Below are 17902 nucleotides of genomic sequence, written 5' to 3'. Positions count from 1 at the left end.
CCACATAAATAGGCCAATAGATGTCCGGTTAAGGTCACAACAATGGCGCCATGACTACACCGACGAGTTCTCCCGCAGCCCCTGTGACCGACCCCCGGCCCCTTCTCGAGCGCGCCGTTGCCACCGGCGGCGCCGTGATCGCCGGCATTCGCTCCGAACAGCACACCGACCTCACGCCGTGCCCCGCGATGGACGTGCGGGCCATGGTGATTCACCTGATCAGCGTGCTGGACCGTATTGCCGCACTGGGCAACGGCGGCGACCCCTTCGCCGTCGCCGAACCGCAGATCGCGGACGGCCGCTGGGCCGATGCCTGGCAGGAGTCCGCCGGCAAAGCTGCCCAGGCCTGGAGTGACGACGCCCTACTTGCCCAGCCGATGGCGCTGCCGTGGATTCAGGGCAGCGGTGCCGACGTACTGGCCTCCTACCTCTCCGAGGTCAGCGTGCACACCTGGGACCTGGCGGTGGCGACCGGTCAGCAGCCCGACTGGGACGACGCGGTGATCGCCGCGGCGCTGCAGTCGGCGCACCGGATCCTGCCGCCGAAGAACCGCCGCGCGCTGTATGCCGAGATCTCGGCCGCGATGGGCCTGGACGAGGTGGCCATGCCGTTCGCCGAGGCTGTCGCGCTCGAAGACGATGCCCCAGCGATCGACCGGCTGATCGCGTGGAACGGGCGCGACCCGCTCTGGTGATCAGGGGGGCGATAGACGGGGGCAAACCATAGAGGCCACGAACCGCTTGCGGTTCGTGGCCTTCATGGTTGCGGTTCGTAGAGCCGCTCACGGTGGGCGAAGGGGCCGAAGTGAAGAGGTAAATCATTGCCGTCCGAAAGCACCGTGCGACGCGCCATTCACCGCTACAGCCGGACGACCTCATATGTATCAAAAATTATGATTCCATCGTTATGTACGCTGATCGACACCATAACCATGCATAATCGATGCCATGGACATCCAATCCGTCCTCGACGCCGGTGAGACTCTGACGACGGAGTTCAAGTCCGCGATCAACGACAGAGACCTGGTCCGCGCTGTCGCCTGCCTCGCAAACGGTGACGGCGGCCTACTCCTCATCGGCGTCGAGGACGACGGGACCGTTGTTGGCGCCGCGCCGCGCCATGGCACGCACACCGACCCCGCCCGCCTTGCCGCATTGATTCAGGCCACCACCGAGCCCGCCCTTGCCGTTGATGTCACCGTGGCGCTCGTCAACAGCCGGGAGATCATTCGCATCGACGTCCCCCGGGCGGACCCTGGCCCCATCGGTACCAAGGATGGTGTTTTCACCAGGCGCATCATAAATACGACCGGCAAGCCCGCCTGCGTTCCGATGACAGCACACGAGATCGTCAGCATGGGCATGGTCATGCGCGGGCAGGACTTCGCCGCAGCAGTTGCCCGCGGCGCGGCACCTGACGACTTGGACCCGCATGAATTCAACCGCTTCCGCAACCTATGTCGCGCCGCCGGCGACGACTTGGGGGTACTTTCCGACGGCGACATACTCCGGGCACTCGGCCTCGTTCCCCTCAGCGATCCGCTGAGCCTCGGCGCCATCCTGTTGTTCGGAACCGAAGAGGCCGTTCGCCGGTGGGTTCCCAACGCAGAGTTCCTGTTTCACGATCTTCGACCCGGCAAGATGTCTGCCAACACGCCCATCGTTGCCCCACTGCTACGCGCCGCCAAGACCTTGCATGACCTCATCGACCAGCGCAACAGCGTCATCGAACTCATGGCGGGAATTCATCGGATAGAAATCTCCCTCATCCCGTCCGTAACCCGCCGGGAAGCGGTCGCAAATGCATTGGTACACCGCGACTACGCGGCGCTCGGACCCACAGCTGTGCAAATCACCGCCAGCGAATTCATCGTGTCGAACCCGGGCGGCTTTCCCCCCGGCGTCACAACCGCGAACATCCTCGACCAATCCCGCCCCCGAAGTCCGATACTCGCCGCCGCATTCAAACGTGCCGGCCTCGTCGAACGAAAAGGCAAAGGCGTCAACGATATGTTCGAGCAACAACTCCGCGCCGGCCGCGACGTTCCCGACTATTCCCGAAGCAGTGCAGAGTCAGTCGTGGTCACAGTTCCTCTGGGAAACGCGGACCTCGACCTGGTGAGATTCCTCTTGACTTGGGAAAACCAGCAACAACAGCCGCTTAGCCTGAACGAGCTGCGCCTTGTCCACGAAGTCAAGTCAGCAGGGTCCGCCACGAGTCTAGAGGTCGCCGAGGCCCTCAATCTGATACCTGCGTCCGCGAGGAGCCTACTTGGCCGGCTCGTGGAAGCAGGCATACTGGAAGCCCGTGGGGTTGGCCGAAGCCGCAAGTTTCATCTGACTGCGCGCTTCTATGACCTGGCGCAGGACCGCAACGCCTACGTTCGCGTCAAGGGAGCTGACCCCCTCCAACAAGAGCGAATGATCCTCGATTACGTGAGCGCCTACGGATCGATCACTCGAAGTCAAGCAGCCCAGCTCTGCCAGACAACCCCCGCACAAGCGCGCGCAACGTTGAAACGTCTCGTCGATGACGGTCGCCTGACGCTTCAAGGAGCACGTCGCGGGGCCCACTACGTAGTGACCGATTCACGGAGCCGCTGAGCCGAGCCCTGGAGATTGTAGGGGAGTGAGTTGGCGCCGGAAGTCTCCGCCAACGCCCAAACCACAACTCACAACACCAAACACAAAAGGCCACGCCCTCTTTCGAGTTCGTGACCCAAGCGCCTCCAGTTCGGAGCACCACACAATGTGGGCGAAGGGGGGTGTGATCCTTCAGGACATCCCGGGCTGTTCGGTGGGTGTCGAAAGCGCGCCTGGTCATCACCGCCGTAGTCCTAGAAGGCCGCCCCGCAGCGGAGGTCTGCGCTCAGTACGGCGTCTCGAGGTCGTGGCTCTATGAACTGCTGGCCCGCTACCGAGACGAAGGCGACGCCGCCTTCGAACCGCGCTCCCGGCGCCCCCACACCAGCCCCAACGCCACATCGCCGGCCACGGTCGAGCTGATCGTGCGCCTACGCCAGCAACTCACCGCCGCGGGCCTAGACGCCGGGCCGGCCACCTTGGCCTGGCACCTCAAACACCACCACCAAACCCCCGTGTCGACCGCGACCATCGCCCGGATCCTGACCCGCCAAGGCCTCATCACACCCGCCCCCAAAAAGCGTCCGAAGGCCTCCTACATCCGATTCCAAGCCGAAATGCCCAACCAAACCTGGCAATCCGACTTCACCCACTACCGCCTCACCGACGGCACCGACGTCGAAATCCTCACCTGGCTCGACGACCACTCCCGCTACGCCCTGCACTGCAGCGCCCACACCCCAGTCACCGCCAAAACCGTCCTCACGACGTTCCGCCAAACCTCCAGCGAACACGGCCATCCCGCCTCAACACTGACCGACAACGGCATGGTCTACACCGTCCGATTCGCCAACGGCCGCGGCGGCCGCACCGCACTCGAAGCCGAACTCGCCCGCCTGCACAACCAACAGAAAAACTCCCGACCCAACCACCCCACCACCTGCGGGAAAGTCGAGCGCTACCAGCAGACACTCAAAAGATGGCTACGCAACCAACCCCAACAACCACACAGCGTCGCCGAACTGCAAACCCTCATCAACCACTTCGTCGACGAATACAACAACCGACGCCCCCACAGCTCACTGCCACACCACGCAACACCAGCCGCGACCTACCAAGCCCGCCCCAAAGCCATCCCCACCACCGACCACCACCACCACAATCACCACCGCCTACGACACGACCGCATCGACAAACACGGCAAACTCACCCTGCGCGTCAACGGCACCCTGCACCACATCGGCATGGGCCGAACCCTCGCCGGAACCCCCGTCACCCTGCTCATCCAGGACCTCGAAGTCCGGATCATCGACGCCACCACCGGCGAACTACGCCGCGAACTCACCATCGACCCCACCCGCGACTACCAACCAACAAGCAAAGACCGCCACGCACGATGGCACCAAAAACAAAAACAGACCGAACCCTGAGGGTTCGGCCTGTCCGGGATCTCCCGAGAGATCACACTGTGGGCGAAGGGGGACTTGAACCCCCACGTCCCGAAGGACACTGGCACCTGAAGCCAGCGCGTCTGCCATTCCGCCACTCGCCCGAGCAACCGGGGGAGCGTATCACGGGTCCCCCGCCCCCTGAAAAATCGGCTCCGCCCCGCAGGCGGGCATCGTCTGGCCCCGGACGAAGCGCCGTGACCCCTTCGTGACCTGGTCTTATCCGATTCTCCGCCGTAGAGGGGTGACGCCCTAGCGCTCCGGGTCGATACCATGTCCAGGGCGGATGCAGCTGAGCGACACGCCGCGCCAGCGTCCCCGACACGGTCTATGACGGCGAAGAGTAAGGCGGGTACCAGCTTGGACAGCCAGCGCGGGCTGGTTCATCGCATCGAGCGCAAACTCGAATCCGCTGTGGAGGATGCGATGGCCCGGGTCTTCGGAGGGGAAGTGCTCCCCGAGGAGGTCGAGGCTGCGCTGCGCCGCGAAGCAGCCGCCGGCGTGCGCTCACTGGCCGGAAATCATCTTTTGGCACCCAACGATTACGTCATTACCCTCGGTAAAGACGACTACGACAAAGTGGGCGCCGACCAGGAGCTGACCTCGAAGGCCTTCGCCCGCCATCTAGCGGGCTACATCGGCGAACAGGGGTGGCAAACTTATGGTGATGTGGTGGTCCGGTTCCAGCAGTCGCCGAGTCTGCGCACCGGCCAGGTCCGCGCCCGCGGCGGGGTCAACCCTGACGCCAGCCCCAACGAGACGCTCAACGAATCCCGCCCGCGACAATCAGTTCATGCGTTCACCGCAGAAACAGGAGTGCCACCGATGACCGATAACCCGAGCTACCGCGGTGCCCACGGGCAGGATCGTCCCGGCGACGACTACTACGACCCCCGCTACGGGCGGCCGGCCGATGACGCTCGTGGCGGTCAGGACCCCCGAGGCGCCTACTCACCCGAGGCCGACCCCTACCAGCAGGAGCAGCGCGGCGGCTACCCCGAGCAGGGCCAGGGCGGCCCGGGCGGCTACGGCCCGCCCCGCGGTGGCTACCCCGAGCAGGGCGGCTACCCCGGCCAGGGTGGCGGCTACGCCCCGCCCGCGCAGCCCTACGAGCAGCGTCCGCCCGCCGGCTATGGCGCTCCGGCCGGCTATGAGCAGGGCTACCCCCAGCACCAGCCGCCGGCACCGGGCTACCCCGCGGGCGGGCAGCCCGGCTACGGCGAGTACGAACGTCCGCAGGCTCGCCCGGAGGAGTACGGCTACCCCGAGGCCCCCTACGAACAGCGCCCCGCCTACCCCGACCAGGGCGGGTACGACCAGGGCGCGCCGTCCTACGGCCGCCAGGAATACGGCCAGCCCGGCTACGGCTACGGCGAGGCACCCGCGGCTCCCGCCGGCTATGACTACGGCCAGCCCGTCCAGGGCGGCTACGGCGAGGGCCAGGGCAGCCAGGGCGGCTACGACTACGGCCAGCCCCCAGCGGCTGGATACGGCGAGGCCGGCGGTGGCTACGGCCAACGCGCCTACAGCGCTCCCGCCTCAGTCACCCTGCAGCTCGATGACGGCAGCGGCCGCACCTACCAGCTGCACGAGGGCGCCAATGTGGTGGGCCGCGGCCAGGATGCCCAGTTCCGGCTGCCCGACACCGGGGTCTCGCGCCGTCACCTGGAGATCCGCTGGGACGGCCGGGTGGCCCTGCTGTCGGACCTGAACTCCACCAACGGCACCACGGTGAACAACGCCCCGGTCCAGGAGTGGCAGCTGGCCGACGGCGACGTGATCCGGCTGGGGCACTCCGAGATCATCGTCCGGGTCCACTAGTACGCCGGCACCCCCGACGACAACCCAAAACAGCAAAGCCCTGCCGCTTTGCCCTACGGCACGCCACGCCCAAGTATCGTGACTGTGCCGATGTGCTCTGCCATGACGAGCACGATGGGGCGGCGCGACAACGGAGAGGACGCCGGATGCAGGGACTTGTGCTGCAGCTGACGCGAGCCGGTTTCTTGACGTTGTTGTGGCTGTTCATCTGGTCCGTGCTGCGGATATTGCGGACCGACATCTACGCCCCCACCGAAGCGGTGATGGTCCGCCGGGGGCTTTCCATCCGTGGCGTGCTGTTGCCGCCGCGCCAGCAACGGGCAGGAGCGCGGCATCTGGTGGTGACCGAAGGACCACTCACCGGGGCGCGCATCGCGCTCAGCGACCAGCCGGTTCTGGTCGGCCGCGCCGATGATTCCACGCTGGTGCTCACCGATGACTACGCCTCCACCCGGCACGCTCGGCTGTCACAGCGGGGCGCGGAATGGTATGTCGAAGACCTGGGTTCGACCAACGGCACCTACCTTGACAGGGTGAAGGTGACCACTGCCGTACGCGTACCGGTCGGAACGCCGATACGGATCGGCAAGACCGCAATCGAGCTCCGCCGGTGAGCCTCGTTCTGCGCTATGCCGCCCGCAGCGACCGCGGTCTGGTGCGCTCCAACAACGAGGACTCGGTGTACGCCGGCGCGCGGCTGCTGGCGCTGGCCGACGGGATGGGCGGGCACGCCGCCGGCGAGGTCGCGTCGCAGCTGGTGATCGCCGCGCTGGCGCATCTCGATGACGACGAGCCCGGCGGCGACCTGCTGGCCAAGCTGGAACGCGCAGTGCACGAGGGCAACTCCGCGATCGCGGCCTACGTCGAAGAGCACCCCGACCTCGAAGGCATGGGCACCACGCTGACCGCCATCCTGTTCGCCGGCCCCCGGCTGGGGCTGGCCCACATCGGCGACTCCCGCGGCTACCTGATGCGCGACGGCGAACTCACCCAGATCACCAAGGACGACACCTTCGTCCAGACTCTGGTCGACGAAGGCCGAATCACGTTGGAGGAGGCCCATAGCCACCCCCAGCGCTCCCTGATCATGCGCGCGCTCACCGGTCACGAGGTGGAGCCCACCTTGATCATGCGGGAGGCCCAAGCCGGGGATCGCTACCTGCTGTGCTCCGATGGCCTCTCGGATCCGGTGAGCACCGAGACCATCCACGAAGCCCTGCAGATTCCCGACGTCAACGACTGCGCCCTGCGGCTCATCGAGTTGGCACTGCGCGGCGGTGGACCCGACAACGTGACCGTGGTGGTGGCCGACGTCGTCGACGTCGACTACGGCCAGACCCAACCGATTCTGGCCGGGGCCGTCTCCGAGAACGGCGACGAACACACCATCTCCCTGGACACCGCCGCCGGCCGGGCATCGGCGATCTCACCGCGCAAGACCGTCGCCAAGCGTGTACTGCCGCGCATCGAAACCCCCGACCGCCCACCCCGGTCCCGGCAGCGCAAATTCATCGTCGCCGCACTGCTGCTGGTGCTGCTGGGCTCCGCACTGCTGGTCGGGCGGGCCGTCATTCGCACCAACTACTACGTCACCGCCTACGGCGGCACGGTGGCGATCATGCGCGGCGTGCAGGGCTCCATCCTCGGTGTGCCGCTGCAGGAGCCCTACCTCCTCGGCTGCCTGGACAGCCGGGGCGAGCTCGTACAGATCAGTTACAGCCAATCCGGCGACAAGCTGAACTGCCGGCTGATGACACTGCAGGACCTGCGCCCGCCGGCTCGCCAGCAGGTCAACAACGGCCTGCCCGCCGGCACCCTCGACGACGCGATCACCCAGCTGCGCAACCTGGCCCGCGACTCGCTGCTGCCCCCGTGTCCGCACGGCTCGGCCACCGGCACCAAGGCCACCCCATCACGCAAGCCCTCGCCCGGGCTGGTTCCCACCGGTCCACGGCCCGGCCCGCCACCGCCGCCGGCACCCGGAAAATCGCACCTGCCCACCCTGACCAACCTGCCGCCGGCCCCTCCAGAACCGGGGACCGACTGCCGGGCGGTCTCATGACAACAGAGCCGCAGCCGTCGGTGGCGCTGACCCCGGCGCTGCCGGATCGACGCAACGCCGAACTGTTGCTGCTGTGCTTTGCGACCATGATCATCGCGGTGGCGATGCTGATCGTCGAGGCCGGCCACGAGAAGGGCCTGCGCTGGGATCTGGTCGGTTACGGCTTGACGTTTGTGGTGCTGTTCGGCTTCGCGCACTTGGTGATCCGGCGGTCGGCACGCTACGCCGACCCGCTGCTGTTGCCGGTGGTGGCGCTGCTCAACGGCCTGGGTCTGGTGATGATTCACCGCATCGATCTCGGGGTGGGGTTCGACGGTGCGGAGGCTCGTCCCGGCGCCAGCGCCCAGATGTTGTGGACTCTGGTCGGTGTCGGGGTGTTCGCTCTGGTGCTGGTGACCCTCAAAGACCACCGACAGCTCTCCGGCAGCGGTTACGTCTGCGGCCTGGCGGGCCTGGTGCTGCTGGTGATCCCCGCGGTGCTGCCGGCGTCGCTGTCCGAAAGCCAGGGCGCCAAGATCTGGATTCGGTTGCCCGGCTTCTCTATTCAGCCTGCCGAGTTCTCCAAGATCCTGCTGCTGATCTTCTTTGCCGCGGTGCTGGTGTCCAAGCGTCGCCTGTTCACCAGCGCCGGCAAGCATGTGCTGGGGATGAACCTGCCCCGCCCGCGGGACCTGGCGCCGCTGCTGGCCGCCTGGGTGATCTCGGTCGGGGTCATGGCATTTGAGAAGGACCTCGGCACCTCCCTGCTGCTATACGCCTCGTTCCTGGTGGTGGTGTACCTGGCCACCCGCCGGTTCAGCTGGATGGTGATCGGCATGCTGCTGTTCGCCGCAGGCAGCGTGGCGGCCTACTTCTTGTTCAGCCACGTGCGGGTACGGGTGCAGACCTGGCTGGACCCCTTCGCCGACCCCGAGGGCGTCGGCTACCAAATGGTGCAGTCGCTGTTCAGCTTCGCCACCGGCGGCATCTTCGGCACCGGCCTGGGCAACGGCCAGCCCGGCTACGTGCCCGCGGTGTCGACGGACTTCATCATCGCCGCGTTCGGTGAGGAGCTGGGCCTGGTGGGGCTGGCCGGCGTGCTGATTCTCTACACCATCGTGATCGTGCGCGGCATGCGTACCGCGATCGCGGTCCGCGACAGCTTCGGCAAGCTGCTGGCCGCCGGCCTGGCCGCCACCTTGGGCATCCAGCTGTTCATCGTGGTCGGCGGTGTGACCAAACTGATCCCGCTGACCGGGCTCACCACCCCATGGCTGTCCTACGGCGGATCCTCATTGCTGGCCAACTATGTGCTGCTGGCGATCCTGCTGCGCGTCTCGCACGCCGCGCGCCGCCCCTTGACCACCGAGCCCGCACGCCCGGCCCCGATCGGTGACACCGGGACGGCGGTGATCGAGCGCGTATGAACACCTCCCTGCGCCGCGTCACCATGACCCTGATGGCACTGGTCGTGCTGCTGTTGGGCAACGCCACCATGACCCAGGTATTCGCCGCCGACGGGCTGCGCGCCGACCCGCGCAACCAGCGGGTACTGCTCGACGAATACTCACGCCAACGCGGCCAGATCACCGCCGCCGGCCAATTGCTGGCCTACTCGGTGCCCACCGACGGCCGGATCACCTACCAGCGCATCTACCCCGACCCCGCGGTGTACGCGCCGGTCACCGGGTTCTACTCCCTGCGCTATTCCAGCAGTGGACTCGAGCGCGCCGAGGACACCGTGCTCAACGGCTCCGACCCGCGCCTGTTCGGGCTGCGGCTCGCCGACTTCTTCACCGGACGCAGCCCCCGCGGCGGCACCGTACAGACCACCTTGAAGCCCCGGGTCCAGCAGGCGGGTTGGGAAGCCATGCAGAACGGTTGCACCGGTGGCTGCCGCGGCGCCGTGGTGGCCCTGGAGCCGTCCACCGGCAAGATTCTGGCGATGGTGTCGGCGCCATCGTATGACCCCAATCTGCTGTCCTCGCACGATTCGGCTCAGCAGGGCCAGGCCTGGCAGGAGCTTCGGGACGATCCCGCCTCGCCGCTGACCAACCGTGCCATCAACGAGACCTACCCGCCGGGCTCGACGTTCAAGGTGATCACCACAGCCGCCGCGCTGCAGGCCGGCATCAGCGAGAACGAACCGTTGACCAACGCGGCGCGCATCGCCCTGCCCGACAGCACCGTCACCCTGGAGAACTACGCCGGCAACACCTGCGAGGGCAACGAACCGGCGGTCCCGCTGCGGGTGGCGTTCGCCCGCTCCTGCAACACCGCATTCGTCCAGTTGGGTATTCGTACCGGCGTGGACGCGCTGCGCAGCACCGCTCAGGGGTTCGGATTGGACATCACTCCCGAGCCGATTCCGCTACAGGTCGCCGAATCCACCATCGGCCGGATCGGTGACGCCGCAGCTCTGGGCATGACCAGCATCGGCCAGAAGGACGTCGCCGTCACACCACTGAAGAACGCCACGATCGCGGCCACCATCGCCAACGGCGGCCTGTCCATGCAGCCGTATCTGGTCGACGGGCTGGAAGGACCGGACCTGGCGGGCATCGCCACCACGCAGCCGCATGAGCAGCGCCGTGCGGTGTCCGCGCAGGTCGCGACTAAGCTCACTGAATTAATGATCGACGCCGAAAGAATGACCCAGCAGGAGGGGGCCATCCCGGGCGTACAGATCGCGTCGAAGACCGGCACCGCCGAACACGGTCCCGATCCGCGGAACACCCCGCCGCACGCGTGGTACATCGCCTTCGCCCCGGCCAACGCCCCGAAGGTGGCCGTTGCCGTCGTGGTGGAAGACGGCGGTGACCGGTTGGCCGCCACCGGCGGCACCGTTGCCGCGCCGATCGGCCGCGCCGTCATCGAAGCCGCACTTCAGGGGGGATCATGAGTCCCCAAGTCGGCGCCGCCCTGGCCGGGCGCTACCGCCTGCAGCGGCTCATCGCCACCGGCGGCATGGGCCAGGTCTGGGAAGCCGTCGACAACCGGCTGGGCCGGCGCGTCGCGGTCAAGGTGCTCAAGCCGGAGTTCTCCTCAGACCCGGAATTCATCGAGCGCTTCCGGGCAGAGGCCCGCAACACCGCCATGCTCAACCACCCGGGCATCGCCAGCGTGCACGACTATGGCGAGACCGACCTGGACGGGGAGGGTCGCACCGCGTTCCTGGTGATGGAGCTGGTCAACGGCGAGCCACTGAATTCGGTGCTCAAGCGGACCGGACGCCTGTCGCTGCGCCATGCCCTGGACATGCTTGAGCAGACCGGACGGGCCCTGCAGGTGGCGCACAGCGCCGGTCTGGTGCACCGCGACGTCAAGCCCGGCAACATCATGATCACGCCGACGGGTCAGGTGAAGATCACCGACTTCGGCATCGCCAAGGCCGTCGACGCCGCCCCGGTCACCCAGACCGGCATGGTGATGGGCACCGCCCAATACATCGCCCCGGAGCAGGCGCTCGGCCAGGACGCCACCGCCTCCAGTGACGTCTACGCCCTGGGCGTGGTCGGCTACGAGGTGCTCTCGGGCCGTCGCCCGTTCACCGGCGACGGTGCGCTGACCGTGGCGATGAAGCACATCAAGGAGCCCCCGCCGCCGCTGCCGGCCGAGCTGCCTCCCAACGTGCGTGAACTCATCGAGATCACCTTGGCCAAGAATCCCGGGGTTCGCTACCGCAGTGGTGGCCCGTTCGCCGATGCCGTCGCCGCCGTGCGCTCCGGGCGGCGACCCACCCGGCCCAGTCAGTCGCTGCCGGTCGGGCGTGCCGCCCCGTCGGCCATCCCCTCGACCGCGGCCACGCGAGTCGCACAGCCGGTCTCGGCCCGGGCCACCGCGGCGCGGCGGGCTCGGCCCAGCGCCGGCACTCACCGCACACCCCCACCGCGACGCACCTTCACCGCCGGGCAGCGCGCCCTGCTGTGGGCTGCCGGGGTGCTGGGCACGCTGGCGATCATCATCGCGGTATTGATCGTGGTCAACGCCAAGAGCCCCGGCGGTTCGTTGGCACCGGCCACCGTCACCGACACCGGGGTACCGGAGACCACCTCGTCGAGCTCCGAATCGCCTCCGTCGACACCACCCGCGCACTCGTCGGGCTGGACCTGGCACAGGACGTCATCATGACCACTCCGCAGCGGTTGTCCGACCGCTACGAACTCGGCGAGGTCTTGGGCTTCGGCGGCATGTCGGAGGTGCACCGCGCCGTCGACACCCGGTTGCACCGCGAGGTCGCCGTGAAGGTGCTGCGCGCCGACTTGGCCCGCGACCCCAGTTTCTACCTGCGGTTCCGGCGTGAGGCGCAGAATGCTGCCGCCTTGAACCACCCCGCGATCGTGGCCGTCTACGACACCGGCGAAGCCGAGACCCCTGCCGGCCCACTGCCCTACATCGTGATGGAGCTGGTCGAAGGCGTGACGTTGCGCGACATCGTGCACAACGACGGCCCCATGCCGCCCATTCGGGCGATCGAGGTGATCGCGGACGCCTGCCAGGCCCTGAACTTCAGTCACCAGCACGGCATCATCCACCGGGACGTCAAGCCCGCCAACATCATGATCGACGAGCACAACGCCGTGAAGGTCATGGATTTCGGCATTGCCCGCGCGGTGGCCGACGCCGGCAACAGCGTCACCCAGACCGCCGCGGTGATCGGCACCGCCCAGTACCTCTCGCCCGAGCAGGCTCGTGGCGACACCGTCGACGCCCGCTCAGACGTGTACTCGCTGGGGTGCGTGCTCTATGAGATCCTCACCGGCGATCCACCTTTCGTCGGCGACTCGCCGGTGGCGGTGGCCTACCAGCACGTTCGCGAAGACCCGGTGCCCCCGTCGCAGCGGCTCCCCAGCCTGCCGGCCGATCTGGACGCGGTGGTGCTCAAAGCCCTGGCGAAGAATCCCGACAATCGCTACCAGACGGCCGCCGAGATGCGGGCCGACTTGGTGCGGGTCCACAACGGGGAGACCCCCGAAGCACCCCGGGTGCTCACCGCGGCCGACCGCGCCTCGATGATGACGCCGCGGTCCGGCGACTCCGGTGGGCCCCAGACCGACCCGTTGCCCCGCCAAGAACTGGACTTCAACCACGATCGGCCGGGCTCGGTGGGCCGGTGGCTGATCGCCGCGATCGTGCTCGCCGTCCTGACCGTCATCGTCACGGTGTCGATCAATGCGTTCGGCGGCAGCACCCACCAGATCCAGGTGCCCGACGTGAGCGGCCGAGCGTCGGTGGACGCGATCGCCGAACTGCAGAATAAGGGCTTCAAGACCCGCACCGAGCAGCGCTCGGATTCCACGGTCCCGCCCGACCATGTGATCGGTACCGACCCGCCCGCCGGCGCCCCGGCGAACAAGGGCGACAAGATCACCGTCGACGTGTCTTACGGTCCCGAGCAGCGCCAGCTGCCCGATGTGGCGACGTTGAGCTACGCCGACGCGGTCAAGAAGCTGACCGCGGCCGGATTCGGCAAGTTCAAGCAGGTCGATTCGCCGTCGACCCCCGAGCTCAAGGACAAGGTCCTGGGCACCAATCCGCCGGCCAACCAGACCACTGCCGTCACCAACGAGATCATCATCGTGATCGGCAGCGGGCCGGCCACCAAGCCCGTTCCCGACGTCACCGGCCAGACGTTGGACGTGGCGCAGAAGAACCTGACCGTCTACGGCTTCACCAAGATCACCGAGGTGACGGTGGACAGCCCGCGCCCTGCCGGTGAGGTGATCGCCACCAGCCCGCCCAGCGGGGAGACCGCCCCGTTGGACGCGGTGATCGAGCTGCGGGTATCTCGGGGCAACCAGTTCGTGATGCCGGATGTGACCGGATTGTTCTGGACCGACGTCGAACCGCAACTGCGGGCTATGGGCTGGACCGGAATCCTGGTCAAGGGCGCCGACGTCGATGCCGGCGGCGCCGGCCACAACCGGGTGCTCTACCAGACCCCAGCCGCAGGCCAAGGCGTCAACACCGACGCCAACATCACGCTGCGCTTCGGCCAGTAGGCTATTGCGCCGGAACCCGGCGGGCGGTCTGCACGGTGGTGGCGATCTCTTGCTCGAGCCGGCTCACCAGGGCTTCATCGCAGGTGTATCCGCAGTAACCGAGCCAGTTGGCCAACATCCGGTGGCCGCCCTCGGTGAGGATGGACTCCGGGTGAAACTGCACCCCGTGGATGGGCAGGTCGGTGTGGCGCACCGCCATGATCACCCCGCCGCGGGTGCGCGCCGTGGCTTCCAACACGGTGGGCAGCGTCTCGGGCAGGATCGTCAACGAGTGATACCGGGTGGCGGTGAACGGATCCGGCAAGCCCCTGAGCACCCCAGCATCGGTGTGGAACACAGTGCTGGTCTTACCGTGCAGCAGTTCTGGCGCACGGCCCACGGTGCCGCCGAAGGCGACCCCGATCGCCTGATGCCCCAGACACACCCCCAACACCGGGATCTTGGCCTCCGCGCAGGCCTTCACCAGGGCAATCGACGCGCCTGCGCGTTCCGGGGTGCCCGGTCCAGGGCTGAGCAGGACACCGTCGAAGTCGGCGATAGCGGCGGCCGGGTCGGCCAGGCGGGCGTCGTCGTTACGCCAGACGGCAGCCTGCACTCCCAACTGGCCCAGATACTGGACCAGGTTGAACACAAAGCTGTCGTAATTGTCGACGACGAGGATCCGCACGCTCAACAGGCTACCGCCGCCGAGCCCGGGGATCGGCGTCAGTAGTCCACCGGTCCGGCCGGCACCGCGTAGCGCATCCGGGCGACGGCAGGTGTTTCGACCACATCCAAGTCCGCGCTCACCTGCTCGCTGTAGCCCAGTCCGAACCGGATCACGTACTGCTTATAGAGACTGATCAACGGGTCAGCCGCCAGGGCGGCCTGCATCGCGGCCGAGTCTCCGATCGCCGTCAGCACGTACGGGGGACTGTAGGTTCGGCCCTCCAGCAGCAGGGTATTGCCGACACAGCGCGGCGCCGAGGTCGCGGTGATCCGCTGGTCCTGCATCTGCACGGCTTCAGCTCCGGCACTCCACAACGCGTTGAGTACGGCCGAGATGTCTTGTTGGTGGACCACCAAGTCATCGGGGGAGGCGTCTCGGGGGAATCGGCCATTGGCGTCACGCTGGGCGTCGGTGAGGGTCACCACCAGGCCCGGCCCGTGCATGGCCTCCAGACCGGCGGCATCGGTCAGCTGGTCGCTGCGCTTGCGCATCGCCGACAGGGCAACGCCGGAACCGCGGCCGTGGACCGAACCGACACCGCTCGCCAAGGCGTCGCGCTGCGCGGTGAGTTCTTCCACCGTGGCCTGGGTGGCACGGACCAGGTCGACCAGTCGTGGGGCATCCCCGCGACGGATCTCTTTGCCGCCGGACACACCGTGGGTGGCGGCCAGCAACAGACCGGCCAGCACACAGACCACCGGAACCCCCAGCCGCCACGGCAAGCGCCGACTCGGCGATACGGGCAGCCCGTTGCGCTCCATCGGCTCTCCCGTTCTCGGCTGGGTTACCCTGCTGGGCTAATCTCGTACGGACCCATACTCGCAGCTTCACGCCGCACCGTCCCGAGGTACCGATGCCCAAGTCCAAGGTTCGTAAGAAGTCCACCAGCTTCACCCCGTCGTCGGTGAGCCGTACCCCGGTCAAACTCAAGGGCGGCCCGTCGAGCGCATGGTTTGTCGCAACATTCCTGGGGCTGATGCTTCTCGGGCTGGTGTGGCTGATGGTGTACCAGCTCGGCGCCACCGGATTGGACGCGCCCGCGGCGCTCAACTGGATGGCCGACCTGGGTCCGTGGAACTACGCCATCGCGTTTGCCTTCATGATCGTCGGGCTTTTGCTCACCATGCGCTGGCACTGAGCTGCGCAGACGCGAGATTTCCGGTGATTTCGGGCGGTCTGCGCAGCCAGCCGATCAACCAAGCAGTTGCTCAATCACATCGATGTGATTTATCCCCACTGTGGACAACTCCTGTAGATAACTTTCTCTCCGCAGGTCGACATGAGTGAAAACGGGACGGCGCGCACACAATGGTCGCCGCCGGCAGGCGGGATCGCCGGCTGCGCAGTGATAGGAGCGGTGCTGACGATCAGCGCGGCGACGCTCGCGACAGACACCCCTGGACGTGTGCTGGCCGGCGTTGCCGGAGTGGGCCTGCTGGTGTTTGCCGGCCTCTCCTGGCGGGCCCGGCCCAAGCTGGCGCTGACGTTCGACGGGCTGGCGGTGCGCGGATGGTGGCGCACCACGGTGTTGAGCCCGGACAGCCTCACCCGGCTACGCGTGACGGAGTATCAGCGGATCGGCCGCAGGCACCGGCTGTTGGAGATCGAGACACGCGACGACCAGATGCTGATCCTGTCGCGGTGGGATTTAGGTACCGATCCGCGCGAAGTGCTCACGGCACTCAACGCGGCCGGTTACACCTGCCCCTGATCCAGGGGCAGGTGCCGCTGGCTTAGGAGACGGTGATCGACTCGATCACGACCGGCTCGGAAGGCCGGTCGGCGCGGTCGGTTGCCGTCGTTGCGATGGCGTCCACCACCCGCTGCGAGTCCGCGTCCACAACCTCACCGAAGATGGTGTGCTTGCGGTTCAGGTGCGGGGTCTGGCCCACGGTGATGAAGAACTGCGAGCCGTTGGTGCCGGGACCGGCGTTGGCCATGGCCAGCAGGTAGGGCTTGTCGAACACCAGCTCGGGGTGGAACTCGTCCTCGAACTTGTAGCCGGGGCCACCGCGACCGGTACCGGTCGGGTCCCCGCCCTGGATCATGAAGCCGTTGATCACCCGGTGGAACACCGCGCCGTCGTAGAACGGGCCCGACGAGCCGCCGGAGGCGTTGGTGGTCGAGTACTCCTTGGTGCCCTGAGCCAGGCCGACGAAGTTGGCGACGGTCTTGGGGGCGTGGTTGCCGAACAACGCGATCTTGATGTCGCCGCGGTTGGTGTGCAGCGTGGCGGTCGCGGTGGCAATGGAGCTGTTGGTCATGGGAAGACAGTGTGCCATTCGCGGCGTGGTGGGCTGCGTCACGGGTAGCGTTGGGCCCATGCGCCTGGCGACCGAGACCCCGTTGACCCACCGCGAGCGGCTGACACGGGGCCTGGCTCATTCCGCTGCCGGGCCGGTGGATGTGGCGCTGGGCGCGGTGGGGCTCAGTGGCGACGCGGTACGGCGTGGGGCGGTCGAATTACGCCGGCGCTACCGGGCGAGCCAGCTGTCCGACCGGGTGGCCGAAGCCGCCGACGCCGCGGCCCGGGAGTTGGCCGCCGCGCAGGAGGCCGTTGCCGCGTTCCCGGAGCTGTTGGAAGGCAATGCCCCTCGCCGTCACGTTCACCGGTTCTGGGTGCTGGTGGCGGCCGCCGGTGCGGCGCTGCTGGCGGGCGGTGTGGTGGCGGTGCTGATCCGCCGCTCGAACCGGCCGCAGGAGACATCGCCACGCCCGCCCAGCGTGGACGCATCACACAAGATCTAGCGATGCGGGGCGTGGTTCAGGCCCGGGTCAGCATTCGCAGCCGAGTCCGTCGTTGTCGCGGTCCAGCTTCGACTGGTACTTGTCGGACGTAGCGGGAATGTCGCAGTCTCCGTTAGCCCGCGCCTCGGTGCAATTGCGGTAGGGAGCGACCTCAGCGGTGGCAACCGGAGTCAGGGGCGTGGAGACAATGCCGGCTCCGGCAACGAGGGCCAGCAGTGCTGCGCGGATCATGGCAATCTCCTCCGAAGGGTGCCTAGGTTAAGTTCCGAGTGAATCCTAGGGCGGCGCTGGGCAGTCTGAGCCAGAACGGCGCAAGGCCGGTGACCGCCCGATAGTCACAGCGACGCTTTCGCGTTCGCGCTGTGGAGCCTAGGAGATTCGAACTCCTGACATCTGCCTTGCAAAGGCAGCGCTCTACCAACTGAGCTAAGGCCCCTGATGGGACTCGTGGGCCTAGGAGGACTCGAACCTCCGACCTCTTCGTTATCAGCGAAGCGCTCTAACCACCTGAGCTATAGGCCCTTAGTCGTCTTGCGACCGAGCGAGATTA

17 protein-coding genes and 3 tRNA genes are annotated in these 17902 nt (G+C 67.2%); 13 read left to right on the top strand and 7 right to left on the bottom strand.

Translation table 11 applies throughout. The features are described 5' to 3' along the window. Nucleotides 1-50 precede the first annotated feature (50 nt). From G6N09_RS08770 to G6N09_RS08760, 3 genes are all read left to right on the top strand, one after another. The gene (locus G6N09_RS08770; protein WP_083026273.1) at nucleotides 51-695 is read left to right on the top strand and encodes a TIGR03086 family metal-binding protein; all 645 of its coding nucleotides are present in this window, start codon (nucleotides 51-53) and stop codon (nucleotides 693-695) included. A 253-nt stretch (nucleotides 696-948) separates the two neighbouring features. Beyond that, nucleotides 949-2604, top strand: coding sequence for an RNA-binding domain-containing protein (locus tag G6N09_RS08765; RefSeq protein WP_083026271.1), 1656 nt, complete (start codon nucleotides 949-951; stop codon nucleotides 2602-2604). A 197-nt stretch (nucleotides 2605-2801) separates the two neighbouring features. Further along, nucleotides 2802-4013: an IS481 family transposase gene (locus G6N09_RS08760; RefSeq protein ID WP_163752733.1), complete on the top strand. Its 1212-nt coding sequence runs from the start codon at nucleotides 2802-2804 to the stop codon at nucleotides 4011-4013. Nucleotides 4014-4052: 39 nt separating this feature from the next. On the opposite strand, the gene G6N09_RS08755 is transcribed toward G6N09_RS08760, so the two are convergent. Then, nucleotides 4053-4135, bottom strand: a tRNA-Leu gene (locus G6N09_RS08755). Nucleotides 4136-4391: 256 nt separating this feature from the next. On the opposite strand from G6N09_RS08755, the gene G6N09_RS08750 reads away from it, so the two are divergent. From G6N09_RS08750 to pknB, 7 genes are all read left to right on the top strand, one after another. Next, the gene (locus tag G6N09_RS08750; protein WP_083026379.1) at nucleotides 4392-5852 is read left to right on the top strand and encodes an FhaA domain-containing protein; all 1461 of its coding nucleotides are present in this window, start codon (nucleotides 4392-4394) and stop codon (nucleotides 5850-5852) included. Nucleotides 5853-5998: 146 nt separating this feature from the next. Then, a complete protein-coding gene (locus G6N09_RS08745) occupies nucleotides 5999-6466 on the top strand; it encodes an FHA domain-containing protein FhaB/FipA (protein ID WP_083026266.1) in 468 nt (155 codons plus the stop codon). Next, nucleotides 6463-7914 carry a PP2C family protein-serine/threonine phosphatase gene (locus G6N09_RS08740; RefSeq protein WP_083026265.1) on the top strand — a complete coding sequence of 484 codons (1452 nt, stop codon included), beginning with the start codon at nucleotides 6463-6465 and terminating at the stop codon, nucleotides 7912-7914. The genes G6N09_RS08745 and G6N09_RS08740 overlap by 4 nt, the downstream gene beginning before the upstream one ends. Next, nucleotides 7911-9320, top strand: coding sequence for a peptidoglycan glycosyltransferase RodA (locus G6N09_RS08735; RefSeq protein ID WP_083026263.1), 1410 nt, complete (start codon nucleotides 7911-7913; stop codon nucleotides 9318-9320). Before G6N09_RS08740 ends, G6N09_RS08735 begins: the two co-directional genes overlap by 4 nt. After that, nucleotides 9317-10795 carry a D,D-transpeptidase PbpA gene (pbpA, locus tag G6N09_RS08730; protein ID WP_083026261.1) on the top strand — a complete coding sequence of 493 codons (1479 nt, stop codon included), beginning with the start codon at nucleotides 9317-9319 and terminating at the stop codon, nucleotides 10793-10795. Before G6N09_RS08735 ends, pbpA begins: the two co-directional genes overlap by 4 nt. Continuing rightward, nucleotides 10792-12024 (top strand): protein kinase domain-containing protein, encoded by a 1233-nt coding sequence (locus G6N09_RS08725; RefSeq protein WP_083026258.1) that lies wholly within the window; start codon nucleotides 10792-10794, stop codon nucleotides 12022-12024. The genes pbpA and G6N09_RS08725 overlap by 4 nt, the downstream gene beginning before the upstream one ends. Then, nucleotides 12021-13895: a Stk1 family PASTA domain-containing Ser/Thr kinase gene (gene pknB, locus G6N09_RS08720; protein WP_083026256.1), complete on the top strand. Its 1875-nt coding sequence runs from the start codon at nucleotides 12021-12023 to the stop codon at nucleotides 13893-13895. Before G6N09_RS08725 ends, pknB begins: the two co-directional genes overlap by 4 nt. Before the next feature lies 1 nt (nucleotide 13896). On the opposite strand, the gene G6N09_RS08715 is transcribed toward pknB, so the two are convergent. Continuing rightward, nucleotides 13897-14562: an aminodeoxychorismate/anthranilate synthase component II gene (locus tag G6N09_RS08715; protein WP_083026254.1), complete on the bottom strand. Its 666-nt coding sequence runs from the start codon at nucleotides 14560-14562 to the stop codon at nucleotides 13897-13899. Between the two features lie 38 nt (nucleotides 14563-14600). Then, complete coding sequence (locus tag G6N09_RS08710) at nucleotides 14601-15365, bottom strand: DUF881 domain-containing protein (protein ID WP_083026252.1); 765 nt, start codon at nucleotides 15363-15365, stop codon at nucleotides 14601-14603. 92 nt (nucleotides 15366-15457) lie between these two features. Between G6N09_RS08710 and crgA the strand changes: the two genes are divergently transcribed. Both crgA and G6N09_RS08700 read left to right on the top strand, forming a co-directional pair. After that, entirely contained in the window at nucleotides 15458-15742 is a 285-nt protein-coding gene (crgA, locus tag G6N09_RS08705) for a cell division protein CrgA (RefSeq protein ID WP_083026250.1), read from the top strand. Nucleotides 15743-15883: 141 nt separating this feature from the next. After that, entirely contained in the window at nucleotides 15884-16315 is a 432-nt protein-coding gene (locus G6N09_RS08700) for a PH domain-containing protein (RefSeq protein WP_083026247.1), read from the top strand. 22 nt (nucleotides 16316-16337) lie between these two features. On the opposite strand, the gene G6N09_RS08695 is transcribed toward G6N09_RS08700, so the two are convergent. Further along, nucleotides 16338-16886: a peptidylprolyl isomerase gene (locus G6N09_RS08695; protein ID WP_082104006.1), complete on the bottom strand. Its 549-nt coding sequence runs from the start codon at nucleotides 16884-16886 to the stop codon at nucleotides 16338-16340. Nucleotides 16887-16926: 40 nt separating this feature from the next. On the opposite strand from G6N09_RS08695, the gene cwsA reads away from it, so the two are divergent. Further along, the gene (cwsA, locus tag G6N09_RS08690) at nucleotides 16927-17352 is read left to right on the top strand and encodes a cell wall synthesis protein CwsA (protein WP_083026245.1); all 426 of its coding nucleotides are present in this window, start codon (nucleotides 16927-16929) and stop codon (nucleotides 17350-17352) included. 27 nt (nucleotides 17353-17379) lie between these two features. On the opposite strand, the gene G6N09_RS08685 is transcribed toward cwsA, so the two are convergent. The 3 genes from G6N09_RS08685 to G6N09_RS08675 all read right to left on the bottom strand — a co-directional run bounded on the left by G6N09_RS08685 (nucleotide 17380) and on the right by G6N09_RS08675 (nucleotide 17874). After that, entirely contained in the window at nucleotides 17380-17583 is a 204-nt protein-coding gene (locus G6N09_RS08685) for an excalibur calcium-binding domain-containing protein (protein ID WP_083026244.1), read from the bottom strand. Between the two features lie 132 nt (nucleotides 17584-17715). After that, nucleotides 17716-17788: transfer RNA gene (locus G6N09_RS08680), tRNA-Ala, on the bottom strand. A gap of 12 nt (nucleotides 17789-17800) precedes the next feature. Beyond that, nucleotides 17801-17874 (bottom strand) — tRNA-Ile (locus tag G6N09_RS08675). Nucleotides 17875-17902 lie beyond the last annotated feature (28 nt).

The sequence above is a fragment of the Mycolicibacter minnesotensis genome, from assembly GCF_010731755.1.
Classification (GTDB): Bacteria; Actinomycetota; Actinomycetes; order Mycobacteriales; family Mycobacteriaceae; genus Mycobacterium; species Mycobacterium minnesotense.
The sequence above is the reverse complement of the archived record's forward strand: the minus strand, read 5'-3'. Positions and strand labels throughout refer to the sequence as shown.

Coding starts and splice junctions, on each gene's coding strand:
- G6N09_RS08770 (WP_083026273.1), top strand. CDS start 51: ATGACTACACCGACGAGTTCTCCCGCAGCCCCTGTGACCGACCCCCGG.
- G6N09_RS08765 (WP_083026271.1), top strand. CDS start 949: ATGGACATCCAATCCGTCCTCGACGCCGGTGAGACTCTGACGACGGAG.
- G6N09_RS08745 (WP_083026266.1), top strand. CDS start 5,999: ATGCAGGGACTTGTGCTGCAGCTGACGCGAGCCGGTTTCTTGACGTTG.
- G6N09_RS08735 (WP_083026263.1), top strand. CDS start 7,911: ATGACAACAGAGCCGCAGCCGTCGGTGGCGCTGACCCCGGCGCTGCCG.
- pbpA (WP_083026261.1), top strand. CDS start 9,317: ATGAACACCTCCCTGCGCCGCGTCACCATGACCCTGATGGCACTGGTC.
- G6N09_RS08725 (WP_083026258.1), top strand. CDS start 10,792: ATGAGTCCCCAAGTCGGCGCCGCCCTGGCCGGGCGCTACCGCCTGCAG.
- pknB (WP_083026256.1), top strand. CDS start 12,021: ATGACCACTCCGCAGCGGTTGTCCGACCGCTACGAACTCGGCGAGGTC.
- G6N09_RS08710 (WP_083026252.1), bottom strand. CDS start 15,365: ATGGAGCGCAACGGGCTGCCCGTATCGCCGAGTCGGCGCTTGCCGTGG.
- crgA (WP_083026250.1), top strand. CDS start 15,458: ATGCCCAAGTCCAAGGTTCGTAAGAAGTCCACCAGCTTCACCCCGTCG.
- G6N09_RS08700 (WP_083026247.1), top strand. CDS start 15,884: ATGAGTGAAAACGGGACGGCGCGCACACAATGGTCGCCGCCGGCAGGC.
- G6N09_RS08695 (WP_082104006.1), bottom strand. CDS start 16,886: ATGGCACACTGTCTTCCCATGACCAACAGCTCCATTGCCACCGCGACC.
- cwsA (WP_083026245.1), top strand. CDS start 16,927: ATGCGCCTGGCGACCGAGACCCCGTTGACCCACCGCGAGCGGCTGACA.
- G6N09_RS08685 (WP_083026244.1), bottom strand. CDS start 17,583: ATGATCCGCGCAGCACTGCTGGCCCTCGTTGCCGGAGCCGGCATTGTC.